Source organism: Leifsonia sp. NPDC080035 (assembly GCF_040050925.1).
Classification (GTDB): Bacteria; Actinomycetota; Actinomycetes; order Actinomycetales; family Microbacteriaceae; genus Leifsonia.
The window spans coordinates 1,031,812-1,051,081 of sequence record NZ_CP157390.1 but is presented as its reverse complement, the minus strand read 5'-3'; the positions used below and the strand labels follow the sequence as shown (position 1 = coordinate 1,051,081).

The 19,270-nt window shown below is 72.8% G+C and carries 17 protein-coding genes; 15 read left to right on the top strand and 2 right to left on the bottom strand.

Going from position 1 to position 19,270, the window contains the following annotated elements:
- Positions 1–70 precede the first annotated feature (70 nt).
- A complete protein-coding gene (locus tag AAME72_RS05055; protein ID WP_348789149.1) occupies positions 71–745 on the bottom strand; it encodes a GntR family transcriptional regulator in 675 nt (224 codons plus the stop codon).
- A gap of 245 nt (positions 746–990) precedes the next feature.
- Here AAME72_RS05055 and AAME72_RS05050 point away from each other — a divergent pair, with 245 nt between their 5' ends.
- From AAME72_RS05050 to AAME72_RS04980, 15 genes are all read left to right on the top strand, one after another.
- Positions 991–2,265, top strand: a complete 1,275-nt coding sequence (locus AAME72_RS05050; protein ID WP_348789148.1) for a Gfo/Idh/MocA family oxidoreductase — start codon at positions 991–993, stop codon at positions 2,263–2,265.
- Between the two features lie 56 nt (positions 2,266–2,321).
- Positions 2,322–3,566, top strand: a complete 1,245-nt coding sequence (locus tag AAME72_RS05045) for an extracellular solute-binding protein (protein ID WP_348789147.1) — start codon at positions 2,322–2,324, stop codon at positions 3,564–3,566.
- Positions 3,567–3,631: 65 nt separating this feature from the next.
- Entirely contained in the window at positions 3,632–4,585 is a 954-nt protein-coding gene (locus AAME72_RS05040) for a sugar ABC transporter permease (protein ID WP_348789146.1), read from the top strand.
- Positions 4,582–5,439, top strand: a complete 858-nt coding sequence (locus AAME72_RS05035; RefSeq protein WP_348789145.1) for a carbohydrate ABC transporter permease — start codon at positions 4,582–4,584, stop codon at positions 5,437–5,439. The genes AAME72_RS05040 and AAME72_RS05035 overlap by 4 nt, the downstream gene beginning before the upstream one ends.
- Complete coding sequence (locus AAME72_RS05030; RefSeq protein WP_348789144.1) at positions 5,436–6,488, top strand: epimerase; 1,053 nt, start codon at positions 5,436–5,438, stop codon at positions 6,486–6,488. The genes AAME72_RS05035 and AAME72_RS05030 overlap by 4 nt, the downstream gene beginning before the upstream one ends.
- 10 nt (positions 6,489–6,498) lie before the next feature.
- Positions 6,499–7,536, top strand: coding sequence for a dihydrodipicolinate synthase family protein (locus AAME72_RS05025; RefSeq protein WP_348789143.1), 1,038 nt, complete (start codon positions 6,499–6,501; stop codon positions 7,534–7,536).
- Entirely contained in the window at positions 7,536–8,546 is a 1,011-nt protein-coding gene (locus AAME72_RS05020; RefSeq protein ID WP_348789142.1) for a hydroxyacid dehydrogenase, read from the top strand. Before AAME72_RS05025 ends, AAME72_RS05020 begins: the two co-directional genes overlap by 1 nt.
- Positions 8,543–9,511 carry a hypothetical protein gene (locus AAME72_RS05015; protein ID WP_348789141.1) on the top strand — a complete coding sequence of 323 codons (969 nt, stop codon included), beginning with the start codon at positions 8,543–8,545 and terminating at the stop codon, positions 9,509–9,511. The genes AAME72_RS05020 and AAME72_RS05015 overlap by 4 nt, the downstream gene beginning before the upstream one ends.
- Complete coding sequence (locus tag AAME72_RS05010) at positions 9,508–10,413, top strand: GNAT family N-acetyltransferase (RefSeq protein ID WP_348789140.1); 906 nt, start codon at positions 9,508–9,510, stop codon at positions 10,411–10,413. Before AAME72_RS05015 ends, AAME72_RS05010 begins: the two co-directional genes overlap by 4 nt.
- A gap of 22 nt (positions 10,414–10,435) precedes the next feature.
- Positions 10,436–11,806, top strand: coding sequence for a hypothetical protein (locus tag AAME72_RS05005; protein WP_348789139.1), 1,371 nt, complete (start codon positions 10,436–10,438; stop codon positions 11,804–11,806).
- Positions 11,803–14,001, top strand: coding sequence for a peptidase C14 (locus AAME72_RS05000; protein ID WP_348789138.1), 2,199 nt, complete (start codon positions 11,803–11,805; stop codon positions 13,999–14,001). The genes AAME72_RS05005 and AAME72_RS05000 overlap by 4 nt, the downstream gene beginning before the upstream one ends.
- 19 nt (positions 14,002–14,020) lie before the next feature.
- Complete coding sequence (locus AAME72_RS04995; RefSeq protein ID WP_348789137.1) at positions 14,021–16,204, top strand: peptidase C14; 2,184 nt, start codon at positions 14,021–14,023, stop codon at positions 16,202–16,204.
- A gap of 11 nt (positions 16,205–16,215) precedes the next feature.
- The gene (locus tag AAME72_RS04990) at positions 16,216–17,001 is read left to right on the top strand and encodes an SDR family oxidoreductase (RefSeq protein ID WP_348789136.1); all 786 of its coding nucleotides are present in this window, start codon (positions 16,216–16,218) and stop codon (positions 16,999–17,001) included.
- Positions 16,998–18,098, top strand: a complete 1,101-nt coding sequence (locus tag AAME72_RS04985; protein ID WP_348789135.1) for an enolase C-terminal domain-like protein — start codon at positions 16,998–17,000, stop codon at positions 18,096–18,098. Before AAME72_RS04990 ends, AAME72_RS04985 begins: the two co-directional genes overlap by 4 nt.
- Positions 18,095–18,880: an SDR family oxidoreductase gene (locus AAME72_RS04980; RefSeq protein ID WP_348789134.1), complete on the top strand. Its 786-nt coding sequence runs from the start codon at positions 18,095–18,097 to the stop codon at positions 18,878–18,880. The genes AAME72_RS04985 and AAME72_RS04980 overlap by 4 nt, the downstream gene beginning before the upstream one ends.
- Before the next feature lie 24 nt (positions 18,881–18,904).
- On the opposite strand, the gene AAME72_RS04975 is transcribed toward AAME72_RS04980, so the two are convergent.
- Positions 18,905–19,264, bottom strand: coding sequence for a nuclear transport factor 2 family protein (locus tag AAME72_RS04975; RefSeq protein WP_348789133.1), 360 nt, complete (start codon positions 19,262–19,264; stop codon positions 18,905–18,907).
- Positions 19,265–19,270: the final 6 nt, after the last annotated feature.

Here is a 19,270-nt window from a genome sequence, read left to right as displayed (position 1 = left end):
AATCGGCCCGAAACGGCCGAGTACGCGGATAATCCGCGTACTCGGCTGCTGGGGACGGGGACGGGGCGGGTCAGGCGGGGAGGTCGGCGGGGGTGACGGTGGCGATGCGCTCCGCGGCGATCGAGACGTGGTCGGCCATCGCGGCCTCGGCGCGGGCACGGTCGCCGGAGGCGAGCGCGTCGACCAGGGTGGCGTGCGATGCGGCGTGCGCCACGAGCTGATCCGGTGCGAGGCTGGCGTTCGCCGCGCGCAGGAAGCCGTTGATGCGGCTGCGCAGCTGCGAGGCGATCGTCAGCAGCGTGCGGTTGTCCGCCAGCTCCCAGAGCGTCTCGTGGAACTTCCGGTCCAGCGCGAACAGCTGGTCGAGGTTGCCGCGCTCGGCGGCGGCGACCATGGAGGCGACGATGCGCCGCAACTGCGTCTCGGTCTTCGCGCTCCAGCTCTCCTGCACGCTCCGCGCCACGTACTGCTCGAGAACGATGCGCAGGCCGGAGATCTCGGCGACCTCCTTCTCGCTGAGCAGGGCGACGCGGGCGCCGCGGCGCGGGGTGCGCTCGACGAGACCCTCCTCGGCCAGCTTCGCCAGCGCCTCCCGCACCGGGATGTGGCTGACGCCGAGCCGGTCGGCCAGCTTGCGCTCGACCAGGCGCTCGCCCGGTTCGAGGGATCCGTTCTGGATCGCCTCGCGCAGTTCGTCCGCGACCTTCGCCGAGATGTTCCGGTCGGCAACGCTCCCGAGTGCCATCGCTCTTCCTCCTTGACGGCCGCCCACCGTCCCCGTGGGTTCCGCTACAAGCTATAGGACGCGAGGATGGAATGGCACCACATCGCGTTCTTCGCGTGGCGGGATGTTTCGTTTACGTAAACGTCTCGTCCCGCGTTCGTCATTTGCTACATGCTATAGCAATAATGCTATCGTGGGAGCGTTCGACGGCGAACCTCCTGACGCAGCCGACGAACGCCAGAGCCACGACAGGAAGATCCGAGACGATGACCACCACCGCCCAGACCGCCGAGCCCGTGCGCATCGCGCTGATCGGCGCGGGGAACCGCGGCCAGTCGTATACGCGGTGGATCCACGCCAACCCCGGCCGCGCCCGGCTCGTCGCCGTCGCCGACCCGCGGCCCTTCCAGCGCGGCATCGTCGCGGCGGGCGATCCGGACGTGCGGCACTTCGACGACTGGCGCGAGCTCGTCGCCCAGCCGGAGCGCGTCGCGGACGCCGTCATCATCGCGACGCAGGACCGCCAGCACGTGGAGCCTGCTATCGCCTGCGCCGAGGCCGGCTACGCCATCCTGATGGAGAAGCCGCTCGCGCCCACCGAGGACGAGTCCCGCCGGATCGTCGCCGCGGTCGAGCGCACCGGCGTGCTCTTCGGCGTCTGCCACGTGATGCGGTACATGCCGTACACGGACCTCGTGAAGCAGGTCGTCGACAGCGGCGTGCTCGGCGACATCATCACCGTGCAGCACCTCGAGCCGGTCGGCTGGTGGCACATGGCGCACTCGTACGTGCGCGGGCCGTGGCGCCGCGAGGACCAGGCGGCGCCGATGCTGCTCGCGAAGTCCAGCCACGATCTCGACTGGATCCGGTACGTGACCGGCAAGCGCATCGCCACCGTCGCGAGCTTCGGCTCCCGCCACCACTTCCGGCACGAGAACCGCCCGGCGCTCGCCGCCGACCGCTGCCTCGACTGCCCGCTGCAGAACAGCTGCCCGTACGCCGCCCAGAAGCTCTACTACCCCGTCGTCCGCGAGGAGGGCGCCGTCTGGCCGGTCACCGTCATCACGGACGACGCCACCGAGGAGGGCGTGCACGAGGCGCTGCGGACCGGGCCGTACGGACGCTGCGTCTACGCCGCAGACAACACTGTCGTCGACAACCAGGTGGTCGCCTTCCAGTTCGAGGACGGCACCGCCGGCACCTTCACGATGACCGCGTTCAGCGAGCAGGAACACCGCAAGACCCAGATCTTCGGCTCGCACGGGATGCTCGACGGCGACGGCGAGCGCGTCCGTGTCACCGACTTCCGCACCGGCGAGTCGACGGTCCACGAGACCGGACCCACCGGCGCGGCCAACGCCGGCGGCGACCACGGCGGCGGGGACGGCGGCGTGATGGCCGCCTTCACCGCGGCGGTCGCGGCCGGCGACGCATCCCTCATCCGTTCCGGCCCGCGCGAATCCCTCGACAGCCACCTGGCGGTGTTCGCCGCCGAGCGCTCCCGCCACCGCGGCAGCGTCGAGCCCGTGCCGACCGCCTGAAGACCGTTCCACCCGCGGCGTCCGCCGCGCCCCATCCCCACCCAAGAAGGAGCAGCATGCGGTACAAGAAGATGATCACGGCGGCCGCCGTGGCCGGCGCTTCGGCGCTCGCCCTGGCCGGCTGCAGCGGGACGTCGGGAGACTCCGGAGGCAGCAAGACCGTCACCATGTGGATCTACCCCGTCATCGCCGACGAGGCCGCCCACAAGAGCCTCTGGGACAAGACCGTCAAGGCGTTCGAGGCCGAGCACAAGGACATCACGGTCAAGTACGAGATCTACCCCTGGGCGAACCGCGACGAGTCCCTGAGCACCGCGATCGCCGCAGGCAAGGGCCCCGACCTCGTCTACCTCATCCCGGACCAGCTGTCGACGTACGCGAAGTCCATCGAGCCGATGAACGAGTACCTGCCGAAGGACCAGCAGAGCGACATCCTGGACAACGTGAAGGACTCGATCACGGTCGACGGCAAGCTGCTGGGCGCGCCGATCCTGACCAGCTCCAACGCCCTGATGTGCGACAAGAAGGCGTTCGACGCCGCCGGCATCACCGACTACCCGAGCACCTGGGACGACCTGACCGCTCTCGCTCCGAAGTTCAAGGAGAAGGGCATCTACATCACCCAGTACTACGGCTCGCCGGACGTCACCCTCAACATGACCTTCTACCCGCTGCTCTGGCAGGCGGGCGGCTCCGTCTACTCCAAGGACGGCAGCAAGGTCGCCTTCGACAGCAAGGCCGGTGCCAAGGCGCTGCAGCTGATCAGCGACTTCGCCAAGAAGGGCTACATCGAGAAGGACCTCATCTCGACGATGCCGTCGCTGGAGCAGACCGCGATCGCGACGAACAAGGTCGCCTGCACCTGGCAGTCGCTGCCGACCGACGTGAAGACCTTCTGGGGCGGGGACGAGAACATCGTCATCAAGCCTCCGCTGAAGGACGAGGAGTCCGTCGCGTACGGCACCGTCGGCTCGCTCGCGATGCTGAAGGGCGCCAAGGACAAGACGGCGGCCGGCGAGTTCGCGGCGTTCGCGACCAACGCGGAGAACTCCAAGGCCTACGACCTGGCGGCCGGCTACTTCTCGCCGCTGAAGTCAACCGGCGAGCTCTACGCCGACGACCCGGTGCAGTCCGCGATCGAGAAGACGATCCCGACCGTCCGCGTCGGCGAGCTGCAGCCGAGCGCCCGCGCCGTGATGGGTGCGCTGGCTCCGGAGATCCAGGCCGCCCTGCTCGGCACCAAGACGCCGGAGCAGGCGCTGAAGGACGCCGCCGCCGCCGCACAGCCGCTGATCAAGTGACCCGGCGGGCCGGGATGCGTCCCCCGCGCATCCCGGCCCGGCCGCGGTCTGGAGGGAAGAACCCCGTGACCACCACCCGCACCGCACCCCCGCCGCCCCCCGCGGCGGACCGGCCGGACGCCGCGCGTCCCGGCGGCCGCCCGCCCGGGATCACCAAGCGCATCCTCGCCCGCCGCGAGGCGCGCGTCGGCCTGTTCTTCGTGCTGCCCGCGTTCCTGCTGTTCCTCGCCTTCCGCTTCGGCCCGGCGATCGCGGGCGTGGGCTTGAGCTTCTTCGACTACGACATCTCGGGGGAGCTGGACTGGGAGGGCGTGAAGAACTTCCAGCGGATGCTCGCCGACCCGACGTTCTGGCAGGCGCTCGGGGTGACGCTGGCGTACTCGGTGCTCGCGGTGCCGATCTCGGTGGCGCTGTCGGTCGCGATGGCGCTCGGGGTGCGCCGCGCGTTCCGTGGGAGCCGCTTCTTCCGGTCCGTCTTCTTCCTGCCGGTGATCACCTCCCTGGTGCTCGCGGGTGCGATCTTCAAGTGGATCTTCTCCAGCGACGGGCCGTGGTCGGCGCTGATGACGCCACTCGGCCTCGGCGGCTCGTGGCTGAACTCCAGCGTCCTGGTCGTGCCCGCCCTCGTCGTCGTTGGGGTGTGGTCCCGGTTCGGCTACGGGATGCTCATCGTGATCGCCGCGCTGCAGGATGTGCCGCGCGAGCACGAGGAGGCCGCGCTGATGGACGGCGCAGGCGCCTGGAAGCGGTTCCGGTACATCGTGATGCCGCACCTGAAGCCGACGCTGTTCTTCCTGGCCGTGATCGAGACGACCGCGTCGTTCCAGGTGTTCGACCTCGTCTATGTGATGACGCAGGGCGGCCCGGCGCACGCGAGCTACTCGCTCGTCTACATGCTCTACGACCAGGGCTTCAAGTACTCCGACTACGGCTACGCCGCCGCCATCGGCGTCGCCCTCTTCGTGATGACGCTCGTCGTCGCGCTCATCCAGCGCCGGCTGATCGGGAGGCAGAAATGACAACGACGACCCCCCGGGTGCGCGCATTCCGTGCCCTCGAGCCGACCAGGACCGGGCTGGTCCTGCGCTACATCTGGCTGAGCATCGCCGCCGTCGCCTGCTTCTTCCCGTTCTACGCGATGGTGGTGCTGAGCCTGAAGCCGGGCCTCGCGGTCGACTTCCCGGCGAGCCTGCTGCCGTGGAACCTCTCGACGGCCTCGTACGAGCAGGTGCTCGGCGGCCAGAACATCCTGATGTGGCTGCTGAACACGCTGGTGTACGCGGTTGTCAGCGTCGCGGCCGTGCTGCTGCTGTCGGCGATGGCGGGCTACGCGTTCGCGAAGAAGCGGTTCCGCGGCAAGGAGACCATGTTCTGGTCGTTCCTGGCGATGGTGATGGTGCCGTTCCACGTGACGCTCATCCCGACCTTCATCGTGATGGCGAAGCTCGGCGGCGTCGACACCTACTGGGGTCTCATCCTGCCGACGCTCGCGAACGCGCAGGCGGTGTTCCTGATGCGCCAGTTCATCCAGGGCCTGCCCGACGAGCTGTTCGAGGCGGCGCGGATCGACGGCGCTGGCGAGTTCCGCATCTTCCTGACCATCGTGCTGCCGCTGTGCAAGCCGGTGCTGGCGACCCTCGGCATCTTCGTGTTCCTGTGGCACTGGAACGACTTCCTCTGGCCGCTCATCATCGGCAAGAGCTCCGACATGTGGACGCTGACCGTCGGCATCGCTTCGCTGCAGCAGCAGAACGTGCCGCTCAGCGTGATGCTCGCCGGCTCCGTCGTCGCGCTCGTGCCCATCTTCCTCGCCTACGCCGTGGCCCAGCGCTACGTGCAGGAGGGCGTCACCTCGGCCGGGATCAAGGGATGACCGGCGCACCGAACCGAAAGGCAGACATGTTCCGCTCCGAGCACGACCTCGAACAGGCGCTCACCACGCCGCGGCCCGAGCTGGTCGCGGACCTGGCGGAGGGCTCCGGCGACCTCGTCATCCTCGGCGCGGGCGGCAAGATGGGCCCGACGCTATCGGTGCTCGCTCGGCGCGCACTCGACGAGGCGGGCCGCGGCGGCGACACCGTGTACGCGGTCTCGCGGTTCGGCGACGCCGCGACGCGGGAGCGGCTGGCCGCAGAGCGCGTCGTCCCCGTGCCGTTCGACCTGCTCTCCGACGCCGACTTCGCCGAGCTGCCGGACGCGCCGTCGGTGATCTTCATGGTCGGCGCGAAGTTCGGCGCCGCGACGAACTCGTCGTGGGCGTGGGAGGTGAACGCGGCCCTCCCTGACCGCGTCGCGCGCCGCTACCGCGACAGCGCGATCTCCGCGCTCTCCACCGGCAACGTGTACCCGTTCGTGCCGTCCGCCAGCGGTGGCTCGGTGGAGTCGGACACTCCCGCGCCCGTCGGCGAGTACGCGATGTCGTGCCTCGGCCGGGAGCGGGTGTTCGAGTTCGCGGCCGTCACCCGCGGCACCCGCGTGTCGCTCGTGCGCCTCAACTACGCGATCGACCTGCGCTACGGCGTGCTGGCCGATATCGGCTCGACCGTTCTGGCCGGAGCGCCGGTCGATCTCACCACCGGCACCGTGAACGTGGTCTGGCAGGGCTACGCGAACGAGGTCGTGCTGCGCTCGCTCGGCCACGCGAGCGACGCGGTGTTCACCCTCAACCTGACCGGCCCGGAGCAGCTCGGCGTTCGCCGGGTCGCCGAGCGGTTCGGCGAGCTGCTGGACACCGAGGTCGCGTTCGCGGGGGAGCCCGCTCCCACCGCCCTGCTCAACGACGCCGGACGCTGCTTCGAGCTGTTCGGTTACCCGGGCGTCCCGGCCGGGACGCTCATCGAGTGGCAGGCCGACTGGCTGCGGCAGGGGCTGCCCACCTCGGGCAAGCCCACCAAGTGGGCCGTGCGCGACGGGCGGTTCTGAGATGGCGCCGGTGCTCCCCGCCGATGCCGCCGTCGTCCTGCGCGACGGCGCGGTCATCCCCGCGCATCCGCTCGCCCTGGATGCGTCCCGCCGGCTCGACGAGCGCCGCCAGCGCGCGCTCACCCGCTACTACCTGGCCTCCGGCGCCGGCGGCATCGCCATCGCCGTGCACACCACGCAGTTCGAGATCCACGAGCCGGAGCGCGGCCTGCTGGAGCCGGTGCTCGCGCTGACCGCCGACGTGCTGGACGCCGAGGCCGACCGTCCGCTCGTCCGGGTCGCCGGCGTGGTCGGGGACACCGCGCAGGCGGTCAGGGAGGCCGAGCTCGCCGCCCGCCTCGGCTACCACGCGGTGCTGCTGAGCCCGCGCGTGCCCGGCGCGACCGAGGAGTCGCTGCTGGAACGGGCCGCCGCCGTCGGCGAGGTTCTCCCGGTGATCGGCTTCTACCTGCAGGAGGCGATCGGCGGTCCGGTGCTGTCCCGGTCGTTCTGGCGCCGGTTCGCCGACCTCCCGTCCGTCGTGGCGGTGAAGGCCGCGCCGTTCGACCGCTACCGGACGGCGGAGCTGGTCCGCGGCGTCGGGGAGTCCGACCGCGCGGACGAGGTGAGCCTCTACACCGGCAACGACGACGCGATCGTCGCCGACCTGACCGCCGTCCACCACGTCGCCGGTCGTGAGCGGCGGTTCGCGGGCGGTCTGCTCGGCCAGTGGGCGGTCGGCACCCGTGCGGCCACGCGCGTCCTCGACCTCGCCAAGCGCCACCACGGCGGCGACGCCGCCGCCTCGGCGGAGCTGGGGGCGCTCGCGGCCGACCTGACCGACCTGAACGCGGCCGTGTTCGACCCGGTGAACGGCTTCGCCGGGGTCATCGCGGGCGTGCACGAGGTGCTGCGCCAGCAGGGTCTGCTGGAGGGCGTCTGGTGCCTGGACGAGGCGGAGACGCTCTCGCCCGGCCAGGCGGAGGAGATCGAGCGCGTGCGCCTGGCGTACCCGCACCTCGGCGACGACGACTTCATCGCCGAGCACAGGGACGAGTGGCTGCGCTGATGCCGGTGACCCTCCTCGTCGCGGTGCCGGAGGCGCTGCGCCCCCAGTTCTTCGCGGACGGCGACGGGCTCCGGCTCGCCTCCGTCGCCGAGCGGCTCGGCGGCGACCTGCTCGTCGCGGAGTCCGTCCCCGCCGCGCTCGAGGCCGCCGACCTCTCCGCGGTGCGCGCTGTCGTGGTCGCGTGGGGCGTCCCGGCGTTCGACGCGGGGATGCTCGCGAGGCTCCCCGCGCTGCGGCTGGTCGCGCACACCGGCGCGAGCGTGAAACCGTTCGCGACGCCGGAGCTGTTCGCGGCCGGTGTGCACGTCACCCAGGCCGGCGCGGGGATGGCGCGCTCGGTCGCCGAGGTGTCTCTCGCGTTCACGCTGGCGCTGCTGCACCGCGTCCCGCAGTTCGACCACGCCCTGCACGCGGGCGTCCCGTGGAGCGACGCCGAGCGGGCGCCCGTCCAGCACGAGCTGCTCGGCGCGCCCGTCGGCGTGGTCGGCGCCTCGCGGACCGGCCGCGCCTACCTCGAGCTGCTGCGCGTGCTCGGTGCGCGCCCGCTGCTCGCCGACCCGACCCTCGACGCCGCGGAGGCGGCGGACCTCGGCGCCGAGCTCGTCGGGCTGGACGACCTGCTGGCCGCCGGCGCCGTCGTCGCCCTGCACGCGCCGACCCTCCCGGAGACGCACCGGATGATCGGCGCGCGCGAACTGGCACTGATGCCGGACGGCGCCGGACTCGTGAACACCGCGCGGTCGTGGCTGGTCGACGAGGGCGCCCTGGTGGCCGAGCTGCGCAGCGGCCGGCTGAGCGCGGCGATCGACGTGTTCGACGAGGAGCCGCTGCCGGCGGACCACCCCCTCCGCTCGCTCCCGAACGCGCTGCTCACCCCGCACAAGGCGGCGGGCACCAGGGAGGGCCGGCTGCGGCAGGGCGCGATCGTGGTGGACGAGCTGGAGCGCTTCGCCGCGGACGAGCCGCTGCGGCACGCGGTGACTGCCGCCGACCTGGAGCGGATGGCATGACCGGCCGGACGAGCGGGCTCCGCGTGGCCTTCGCCGGCGTCGCGCACAGTCACCCCTGGGCGGACGCCGCGAATCTCGTCGACATCGGCGCGACCGTGAGCGCCGTGTGGGACGCGGACGACCCCGCCCGCCGCGACGACTTCGCCGAGCGCTTCGGCGCCGCCGTCGCCCCCGACCCGGGCGCCCTGCTCGCCGACGGCCCCGACCTGGTGGTGGCCACCCCGCGCACCCCGCGCGCCGTCGCGGTGGCCGCCGCGTGCGCTGCGGCGGGCATCCCGGTGTTCCTCAACAAGACCGTCGCGGCGTCCGAGGAGGCGGTCGGCGCCTTCGACCGGCTGGATGCGGCGGGCTCGCGGTTCTCGACGGCGTCGGTGCTGCGGTTCGCCCCGGCCGTCGCCGGGTTCGCCGAGCGGGTGGACCCGGCGAGGATGCTCGCCGTGGAGGTGTCTGCCCAGCACGACATCGCCGGTTTCCTGACGCCCGAGCGCGACTGGCAGGACGATCCCGCGGGTGCCGGCGGCACCATCCTGAACGTCGGACTGCACGCCTTCGAGCTGCTGGACGCCGTCATCCCGGGAGCGCGCCCGATCATCGCGGTCGGCCGGTCCGCACGCGGCGACCTGCCGACCCGCTCCGAGACGGTCGCCCTGGCGCTCGGCTCGGTGCACGGTGTGCCGCTGACGGTCTCGGTGAGCGGCGTGCCCGGTCCCGACCGCTACGCGATCCGGGTGCTCGCGCCGGACGGCGCCCACGAGCTCGTGCTCGGCGACGGCGACGACCTGGGATACACCGGACTCGCCCGCCGCCTCGTCGACTTCGCCAGGGGCGGCGACGCACCCGTGGCCTGGCGGCGCTCCCGCGAGAGCTACCGCGCCGCGCTGGAGCTGGCCGCGCTCACCCGGGAGCCCGCCCCCGTGCTGGTCGCGGAGCCCGCCCGGGAGCTCGTCGCGGAGCCCGCCCGATGACCGCCGCCGTGCCGCGCGCCGCCGCGGTGGAGGACGAGGACGCCGTCGTCGCGCTCTGGGACGAGGCGTTCGGGGAGCCGGGCATGGCCGCGCAGTGGCGGCTGGACCCCGTGCACCGGTCCTGGACGCTCGTCGCGGAGGACGCGGACGGCATCGCCGGCGCGCTCTACCTCGTCGACCAGCGCAGACACACCGCCACCGGGCGCGTCGCGCGCGTGCTCGGCATCGCCAACGTCGCCGTGGCGCAGCGGGCACGCGGCCGCGGCGTCGCCCGCGAGCTGATGGACGACGCGGTCGCCTTCGGCCGCAGGGCCGGCTACGACTGGGCGCTGCTGTTCACGGGGACCCCCGGCGTCTACGCGGGCAGCGGCTTCCTGCCGTTCCGTCAGCACCGCCGCCTGGACGGCGTGCTCGCCGACGCCGCCGCGAGCGGCCCGCTCGGGGTGGAGCGGGCCCCCATCCGGGCGATCGACCCCGCCGCGCTCGCCGCGCACTACGACGCCGCCTGCGCCGACCGCCCGCTGACGGCCGTCCGCGACGGCCTGGGCTGGGCCCGTGCCGCCGGCTGGTACGCCGGCGCCACCGTCTACACGCACCGCTCGGGATACGCCGTCGCCAGGCCGCAGGCGGGAGAGGTGCTCGAGGCCGCCGGTCGTTCCGACGCGCTCGCGGCCATCGGCCACGCCGTCGCTGCGGACCTCCGGGCGGCGGGCGTCACCTCCGTCTCGGCGCACCTGCCGGCGGGTGAGCCCTTCGACGCGCTGCTCGCGACCGTGGTCGCGGACGGCGACCGGCCGGACGACGACACCGGCATGTTCCACCCGCTCGACTCCGGCGCGGACGCCGTCCGCGCGACGGTCGGGCATCCCCGCGCCCACCACTGGACGGGGGACTACCTGTGAACAGCACTGGAAGGGATGGGCGATGACCGCACGAGGAGCACGCCTGGCCGTGCCGCACACCGACGCGCCGCTCGGCGTTGCACGACGCGACATCACACCGCCGACCGGCATCCGGGCCAAGAACTGGGGACCTGCGGACTGGGAGCGCTCGGAGGGCGCGCACCGACCGCTCACGGTCACGGCGCTCGCCGTCGGCGGCGCGGAGCCGCTCGTGCTCGCCGCGGTGGACGGCACCTGGTGGCGACGTGTCGACGACGAGTGGTCGGTGCGCTCCCGCGTACTGGCCGAGCTCGGTCTCGGCGAGCACCAGCTCCTCATCGCGCTCTCGCACACGCACGCCGGTCCGGTGCTCTGCCGCGCCGACGGCGACCTGCCCGGCGGCGAGTTGATCGCCGCGTACCTGGACGCGCTCGCCGAGGCCATCGTCGCCGCCGGCCGGGAGGCGCTGCAGGCAGCCACCCCGGCACACGTCGACTGGACGACGGGACGCTGCGCCCTCGCGGCCGACCGCGAGCTGGACGTCGACGGCCGGGCCATCGTCGGCTTCAACCCGGAGGCGGAGGCGGCGGACGACACCGTGACGGTCGGCCGGGTGACCGGCGTCGACGGCCGACCGCTCGCGACGATCGTCAACTACGCCTGCCATCCCACGACCCTCGCCTGGCAGAACCGGCTCGTCTCGCCCGACTACGTCGGCGCCATGCGGGAGCTGGTGGAGCGCGAGACCGGCGCCCCGGTGCTCTTCCTGCAGGGCGCGTCTGGTGAGCTGGCTCCGCGCGAGCAGTACACCGGCGACCTCGGCGTCGCCGACCGGCACGGCCGCGCCCTCGGCCACGCGGTGCTGGCCGCGCTCGACCTGCTGCCGGTCCCGGGCGCGGGGCTCGAGCTCAGCGCGGTCGTCGAGTCCGGAGCGCCGCTCGGTCTCTGGACCCCGAAGGGCCAGGAGCCGAGCACCCGCGTCGCGGCCGTCCGCGGCCGGGTCGAGCTGGACCTCGCCGACCTCCCGTCGCTGGCGGAACTGGAGGAGCGGTGGGCGGACATCGACCCGCGCAGCAGGGCAGAGCGCCTCGGACGCGCCCGCAACCTGCGTGACGGCTACATCGACGCGCCGACCGTCGAGCATCCCTTCTGGATCTGGCGGCTGGGGGATGCGGTGCTCGCCGCCCATCCCGGCGAGGCGTACTCCCCCCTCCAGACCGGGCTGCGCGCCGCGAACCCGGACACCCCCGTCGTCGTGATGAACCTCACCAACGGACCCGGCTTCGTCTACCTGCCCACGGACGCCGCCTACGAACGCGGCGCCTACCAGGCCTGGCAGAGCCCGCTCGCCCCGGGGTCGCTCGCGCGTCTGGAGGCGGCGATGGCCGCCACGATCGAGGAGGCGGGACGATGACCGGGAGCGAACGAGCGGGGACGAACCCCCGCCAGGGAACCACCGCCCGCCGCGGCCTGCTGCTCGGCCTCGGCGCCGCCGCGCTCGGCGGCGCGGGAGCGCTGGGTATCGCCGCGCCCGCCGAGGCGACGGGCGCGGGGAACGGCCAGAACGGCTCCGTCCGCCCGGTCCGCACCGTCGCCGAGCTCGGAAAGCTGAAGGCGGGCACCGGCGAGCTCGCGATCGCTGCCGGCTACCGCGCGCCGGGCGACGCCGGCATCCTGCTCTACCGCGGCGCACCGGCCGGCGCGGGCAGACCCAACGGCGGCACGGTGATCGCCGGCGCGCGGGGCACCGTGTGGATGCTCGTCCACGACGGCACCGTCGACTTCCGCGCCTTCGGCATCACCGGCCCCGACCGCCCGGCCGACGCGGCCCTGGATGCTCTGGTCGCCGACCCCGCCGTGGTGCGGATCGAGGCGCACACCGACCTGAACTTCGTGCGGCGGCACACCTTCACCCGCAGCGACATCGAGCTCGACTTCGGCGGCCACCTGGTGACGACCGAGGGCATCGAGCCGAACAGCCACGACAACCCGTTCGGTGCGGTCCTGTTCTTCACAGGGAAGCCGACCGGCGAGACGGTCGTGCATCCGCTCGCCGAGGCGTGGCCCGAGCTGACCGACGCCGTCGCCGTGCCCGACGCCTCGCGTTTCCCGGTCGACAGCTGGTGGGCGGTGCAGTCCGACGAGGTCGCGGGCGGTGGAGCGGACGAGCGCGAGCTGCAGCGCTTCGTGCGGGTGACCCAGAGGATCGACGGCAGCCACATCCGCGTCGACTACCTGAACGGCTGGCCGCTCGCGGCGGGCCGGAAGCTGACCTGGCGGCGCGTGCAGCCGGTCGAGCGGGTGCGGATCCGCGGGATGCGCTTCGTCGGCGCCGGCCCGTACGACGGTCCCGACGACGGCTCGTTGCCTGACTCCCGCGAGCTCACCGGGTCGCATCCGACCGCGTTCGAGTACGCGGTGCACTGCGACGTCGCGGACATCCACGCGACGCACACCTGGTGGCCGGTCGTGATGCGGCGCTGGAACACGCACTTCGTGACCGAGCGCTGCTCCATCGAGAACCCTCCCACCGTCTTCTACGGCGGGGCCGGGTACCTGACCCAGCAGATCTACTGCCTGTACGGGCACGTCCGCGACTGCGCCTCCTCCAACGCCCGGCACCTGAACGACTTCACCGCGAGCGCGTACTCGATGGTCGAGAACTGCCACGGCGACGGCGACGACCAGGGCGGCAACCCGTTCACCACGCACGGGCAGTACGAGCACGACCTGACCTTCATCGGCAACTCCGGCCTGATGGACATCGCGAACTCCGGCGGCCAGTGGGGCACCGCGGCGAAGCGCATCACCGTGCGCGACCACGTCTGCTCGTGGTTCGTCGCCTCCACCAAGATCACCGATCTGACGCTCGAGAACGTGCGGGTGACCGCGCGCAGCACCTTCGACCCGGCCGGCACGCTCACGATCAACGCCGACGGCGCACAGCTGCGCGGCTGCACCGCCGACCTGTTCGCGGTCGGCCAGCGGAGCGCCCGCTCCACCCGGCCGACCGTGATCGAGGATTGCACGTTCACGCTGCCGAAGGGTCAGGTGCTGGTGCAGACGCCGGTCACCGCTCCCGTCTCCTTCGTACGCTGCCGCATCGCCGGGATGGACGGCGCGGTCGCGCGGGGATCCGGCCCCCTCCGGTTCACCGACTGCGACCTCAGCGGGCCGGCGGACGGCGCGCCCTGCACCGTCGCCGCCGCCGAGCTGACCGTCCGCGGCGGCAGCATCGACGGGATCGCCCTGGTCGCCACCGCCTCCCGCGAGCAGACGGTGAGCGTGGACGGCACGCTGATCTCCACCACGCGCGGCTCCGGCGCCACGATCGCCCGCGGCGACGGCGGCGCGGTCGTCGCGTGGCGGATCGCCGGCGTCACCTCCTCGGCGCCCGCGGGCACCGCCCACCTCGCGATCGAGTCGGGCGTCAACCACGCCCGCGTCACCGGCTGCCGGTTCACCGGCGGCGGCCTGCGTCTGCCCGCCTCCGGCTTCGGCGGCGGCTCGACGCTCATCTACGACGGAAGCGCCGAGCACGGCGTGAACCGCACCCTTCCCGAACCCACCGCCCGCATCATCGTCGGCGACGTCGCTGTCGCCGGCTGACCGAAAGGAGCACTGCGCAATGACCCGTACCTCCCGCACCACCGTCCCCGGGGCCGAGCGCCCCGACGCCCCCCGCCCCGATGTCCCGCGCTCCGGCTCGCGCCGCGGCCTCATCGTGGGTCTCGGCGCCGCCGCGATCGGCGGTGTCGGCGCCCTCGGCGTGGCGGCGCCCGCCGACGCGGCCGTGGCCGCGAGCGGAGACACCTCCGGCTCCGTCAAGCGCGCACGCCTGGTCTCCGACCTCGCGAAGATCAAGGCGGCGGACGGGGATGTCGCCGTCGCCACCGGCTACCGCACACCGGGCGACATCGGAGGCCTCGTCTACCGCGGGGCCCTCGGCGCCGGGCACGCGGTGAACGGCGGCACCGTCGTCGCGGGCAAGAACGGCACCGTGTGGCTGCTCCAGCACACCGGGACGGTCGACTTCCGCCACTTCGGCGTGATGGGCCCGAAGACGAACGCGGACGACGCGCTGGATGCGATGGTCGCCGACGCGTCCATCCACCGCATCGAGGCGCACACCGACCTGAACTTCGTCCGCCGCCACAAGCTCGTCCGCTCGCACCTGGAGCTGGACTTCGGCGGCCACCTGATGACGACGGAGGGCATCGAGAACGCGGGGACCGACGACCCGTTCGCCGCCGTCATGTTCTTCCAGGGCGTCCTCACCAAGGACGTCCAGACCGCGACGCTGAGCGCCGCCATCCCCGACCTCGGCGACATCTTCGAGGTGGCCGACTCCAGCTGGTTCGCCGTCGACTCCTGGTACGCGGCGGAGGTCAACGCCCTCAGCGGCCGCTGGGAGCGGGAGCTGCAGAAGCTCGTCCAGGTCACCCAGATCGTCGACGCCACGCACATCCGCGTGAACTACAAGAACGGCTGGCCGCTCGCCGCGGGCCGCACGATCACCTGGACGCGCGTGGAGCCGGTGCAGGACATCCGCATCGCGAACCTGGTGTTCCGCGGCAAGGGCACCGACCAGTACACCGGGTCGCACCCGATCGCGTTCGAGTACGCGGTGCGCTGCGACGTGGAGAACATCGTCGGCTCGCTGACGTTCTGGCCGCTCATCATGCGGCGCTGGAACACGTTCTACTCCACGGTCGGCTGCACGCTCTCCAACCCGACCTCGGTCACCTACGGCGGCGCCGGCTACCTGACGCAGCAGATCTACTGCCTCTACGGTTACGTCGCGAACTGCCACACCTCCAACGCCCGTCACCTCAACGACTTCACCGCGAGCGCGTACTCGATGGTCGAGAACTGCCACGGCGACGGCGACGACCAGGGCCCGTTCGTGACACACGGCCAGTACGAGCACGACCTCACCTACACCGGCAACTCCGGCCTGATGACGTTCGCGAACTCGGGCGCGGCGTGGGGCTCGGCCGCCAAGCGGATCACCGTGCGCAAGCACATCTGCTCGTGGTTCGTCGCCCGCGTGCGGATCACCGACCTGACGCTCGAGGACGTCCGCGTGATCGGAAAGCCGAGCCTGGCCGGTTCCGGGATGCTGTGGATCAACGCCGACGGCGCCCAGCTCACCGGCTGCACGGCCGACAGCACCCTGGTGATCACACAGTCGTCCAGCGCATCCACCCGGCCCACCGTGATCCGGGACTCCTGGTTCGGTTTCGCTGCTCCCGGCAACCTCACCGACGCCACCGTGAAGGCGCCGGTCACGTTCGAGAACACCACCCTCGAGAATGTGGGAGGCGTGAAGATCCTCGGCGCAGGCGAGGTGACCTTCCGCGGCTCGACCCTCACAGCGAAGGCCGGAGCCGATCCGGTGCAGACCGCGTCCGCGCGCACCCGCTTCACGGCGAGCCGGCTCGACAACGTCACCGTCCAGGCGGCGGGCACGGCCGAGCAGGTGGTCGAGGTCACCGGCGGCAGCGTCGTGACCGGCGCGGGCGGCGCGGCGTTCACGCGCGCCGGCGACAAGGCGCTGACCTGGCTGCTCGCCGACAGCTCCTTCGCGCGCAGCGACGGCAGCGGCACGCACCTCTCCATCACCGGCGGCGTGAACCACTACCGCGCAACGGGCTGCCGCTTCGAGAACGGCAGGCTGGAGCTGGCGAGCGCGGCGTTCGCGAGCCCGTCCACCCTCCTGCACTCCACGAATGTGGAAGCCTCGGTGACGCGCGTCGGATTCCCTGCCGACTCCGACCGCGTCATCACCGCCGGCACCATCACCGTCTGAAAGGGACCCGCATGACCGCAACCGCATCCACGCCCGCCGGAGCCGCGCCCGTCGCCCTCGTCACCGGGGGAGCCGCCGGCATCGGCTGGGAGATCGGCCGCCGCCTCGCCGCGGGCGGCTACCGCGTGGTCGCCGCCGACCTGGTGCCCGGCCTCACCGAGACCGAGCCGGTGGAGGGCATCGTGCACCGCCGCCTCGACGTGACCGACCCCGGCGACGTCGCCGCCGTGTTCGACGGGGTGGTCGCGGAGTTCGGGCGGCTGGATGCGGTGGTCAACAACGCGGGCATCCAGCGGCACCGGGCGATCGAGGACCTGGCCTGGGAGGAGTGGAAGGCCGTCGTCGACGTGAACCTGCACGGCGTCTTCCTCTGCCTGCAGGCGGCGGGACGGCACATGCTCGCCGCGGGCGGCGGCCGCATCGTCAACATCTCCTCGATCTCGTCGCGCGGCTCCGCCGGGCGTGCGCCGTATGCGTCCACAAAGGCGGCCGTCATCGGCCTGACCGCGACGGCGGGCGCGGAGTGGGCGGCGCGCGGCGTGCGGGTCAACGCGGTCGCGCCCGGCTACGTGAACACGGGCGTGTTCCGGCAGGGCGTCGCGGCCGGGACGCTGAGCGAGGAGACCATCCTCGCCCGCATCCCGGCCGGGCGTCTCGCCGAGCCGTCCGAGGTGGCCGAGACCGTCGCCTTCCTGCTCTCCGACCAGGCGAGCTACTTCAACGGCCAGACCCTGTACGTGGACGGCGGCTTCATGGTCGACTACGGCGTCCCGCTCGCGTCGGTGCCGAAGCCGTGACCGGGGCGACCACCACCTCCCGCACGGTCCGCACGTCGACCGTCGCCCTGCCGCTGCGCGAGCCGCTGCAGCTCGGTGCGATGACCGTCACCCGCCGCGAGTACGCCGCGGTGCGCGTCGAGCAGGACGGCGAGGCCGGTCTCTCCTACGCGCTCACCCGCGAGGCGCCGATGGCGGACATCGTCGAGCGGCTGATCGCCCCGCACGTGCGGGACGGCGAGCTGGACACCGCGGCGCTCTGGGAGCGGGCCTACCGCGGCAGCGCGATCGTGGGGCGGGTGGGCCTGGTCCGTCGCGCGCTCGGGATGGTCGACATCGCGCTGTGGGACCTCCGCGCCCGCCTCGCCGGCGAGCCGGTCTGGCGGCTCACCGGCGCCGACGGCTCCGCACGTCCCGCGATGCTCGTCGCCGCGTATCCCACCCCGGGACGCACGGTCGACGGCTTGGTCGAGGAGGTGGTCGGCCAGGCGGAGGCGGGCTGGCCGCTCGTGAAGATCTCGCGCTCGCCGGACAACGCGCTGATGCGCGACCTGCTGGCCGAGCTGGACCGCAGCCTCCCCTCCGGCACCGGGCTGGTGGTCGACGCCGGCTTCGGCTGGCGGGACGCCGACGAGGCGCTCGCCGACCTGCGCGCGTGGGACGCCCCGCGCCTCGCCTGGCTGGAGGATGCGCTGCTCCCGGAGGACGTCGCGGGCAACGCCCGCGTGCGCGCCGAGGGCGGCCAGCGGGTCGCAGTCGGCGACGAGGTCACCGACCCGGCCGTCCTGAAGGCTCTCGCCGAGGGCGGCGCCCTCGATCTGGCGCGACTCGACGTCGTCGCCCTCGGCGGGATCACCCCTGCGCTGGAGTTCCTCGCCTGGGCGCGCGAGCGCGGCCTCCCGGTGTCGTGTCACATCAGCCCCGAGGCGTCCGCGCACCTGCCCGGTGTCACGATAGAGACCTTCGGCCGCGGGCCGGGCGGAAACCCGTACGACCCGTCCCCGACGCTGGTGACGGGAGGCCCGGTGTTCGCCGACGGACACGCGCAGCCGGGCCCCGAGCCCGGATTCGGCTTCGCCTTCGCACCCGGTAGCGTCGAGTTCGGGAGGCAGGGATGAACCGCAGCGTCGTCGTGACCGGCTCCGGCAAGGGCATCGGCCGGGGGATCGCCGAGCGGCTGACCGCCGACGGCTGGCTGGTGGTCGGCGTGGAGCGGACCGCCTCGGACAGCGTCCAGGCGGGCGCCTGCGCGGCGGTCGTGCTTGGCGACTCCGCCGAGCGGGCGACGCACACCGCCGCCGCCGACCGCGCCCGCGAGCTCGCCCCGCTCGCCGGCTGGGTGAACAACGCAGGCATCACCCGGCGCACGCCGCTGCACGAGCTGGACGAGGAGACCGTCCGCGCGGTGGTGGAGACGAACGGCCTCGGCTACCTCTGGGGATGCTCCGCCGCCGTGTCGGCGTTCGTCGAGCAGACCAGCGGCGGCTCCATCGTGAACGTGGGCTCCATCCACGGCCGGGCGAGCTTCCTCGACCACGCGGCCTACGAGTTCACGAAGGGCGGCATCGACGCGCTGAGCCGCAGCGTCGCCGTCAGCTACGGCGCCTACGGCATCCGCGCCAACACGGTCGCCCCCGGCGGCGTGCGCACCCCGCACCTAGAGGCGCAGATCGCCGCAGCTCCCGACCCCGCCGCCGAGGAGCGCGGCCTGGCCGAGGGTCCGCCGATGCGCCGCATCGCGACCGTCGACGACGTGTCGTCGCTGGTGGCCTACCTGCTCGGCGACGAGTCCGGCTACATCAGCGGCCAGTCCATCGCGGTGGACGGCGGCTGGACGGCCGCCTTCGGCACGCCCGCCCCCGACGCCGCGCTCGACGCCCGCTACGGCGTGCGGCGCTGAGTGGTGCCGCGCGGCGCCGCACGCCTACGCCTTCAGCATCGACGCGCGCCGGATGAGCCCGTCGCGCACGTCGAACGTCGCGATCGTCTCCGTACCGACGCCGTCGCGGATCACCGACTCGCGTGCGACCACCCAGCGCTCGCCGAACAGTGTCGTCGCGTCGATCTCGCAGCGCAGGTCCGGGTGGGTCAGGCGGTCGCCGTAGAACGCGCGCAGCGCATCCCGGCCGACCAGCGGCTCGGCGGCGACGCCGACCACGACCGCGTCCTCCGCGTACGTGGCGACGAACGCCTCCAGGTCGTGTGCGTTGAACGCGGCCACCTGGTCGGCGACGACGGCCAGTGCCGTCAGGGCGGGAACGGCGGGGACTGTGGATGCGGTCATGGTTTC

Excerpts from the sequence above, each read along its gene's own strand:
- AAME72_RS05035 (WP_348789145.1), top strand. The coding sequence starts at position 4,582 with ATGACAACGACGACCCCCCGGGTGCGCGCATTCCGTGCCCTCGAGCCG.
- AAME72_RS04995 (WP_348789137.1), top strand. The coding sequence starts at position 14,021 with ATGACCCGTACCTCCCGCACCACCGTCCCCGGGGCCGAGCGCCCCGAC.
- AAME72_RS05015 (WP_348789141.1), top strand. The coding sequence starts at position 8,543 with ATGACCGGCCGGACGAGCGGGCTCCGCGTGGCCTTCGCCGGCGTCGCG.
- AAME72_RS04980 (WP_348789134.1), top strand. The coding sequence starts at position 18,095 with ATGAACCGCAGCGTCGTCGTGACCGGCTCCGGCAAGGGCATCGGCCGG.
- AAME72_RS04975 (WP_348789133.1), bottom strand. The coding sequence starts at position 19,264 with ATGACCGCATCCACAGTCCCCGCCGTTCCCGCCCTGACGGCACTGGCC.
- AAME72_RS05000 (WP_348789138.1), top strand. The coding sequence starts at position 11,803 with ATGACCGGGAGCGAACGAGCGGGGACGAACCCCCGCCAGGGAACCACC.
- AAME72_RS05020 (WP_348789142.1), top strand. The coding sequence starts at position 7,536 with ATGCCGGTGACCCTCCTCGTCGCGGTGCCGGAGGCGCTGCGCCCCCAG.
- AAME72_RS05050 (WP_348789148.1), top strand. The coding sequence starts at position 991 with ATGACCACCACCGCCCAGACCGCCGAGCCCGTGCGCATCGCGCTGATC.
- AAME72_RS05010 (WP_348789140.1), top strand. The coding sequence starts at position 9,508 with ATGACCGCCGCCGTGCCGCGCGCCGCCGCGGTGGAGGACGAGGACGCC.
- AAME72_RS05030 (WP_348789144.1), top strand. The coding sequence starts at position 5,436 with ATGACCGGCGCACCGAACCGAAAGGCAGACATGTTCCGCTCCGAGCAC.
- AAME72_RS05045 (WP_348789147.1), top strand. The coding sequence starts at position 2,322 with ATGCGGTACAAGAAGATGATCACGGCGGCCGCCGTGGCCGGCGCTTCG.
- AAME72_RS04990 (WP_348789136.1), top strand. The coding sequence starts at position 16,216 with ATGACCGCAACCGCATCCACGCCCGCCGGAGCCGCGCCCGTCGCCCTC.
- AAME72_RS05055 (WP_348789149.1), bottom strand. The coding sequence starts at position 745 with ATGGCACTCGGGAGCGTTGCCGACCGGAACATCTCGGCGAAGGTCGCG.
- AAME72_RS05005 (WP_348789139.1), top strand. The coding sequence starts at position 10,436 with ATGACCGCACGAGGAGCACGCCTGGCCGTGCCGCACACCGACGCGCCG.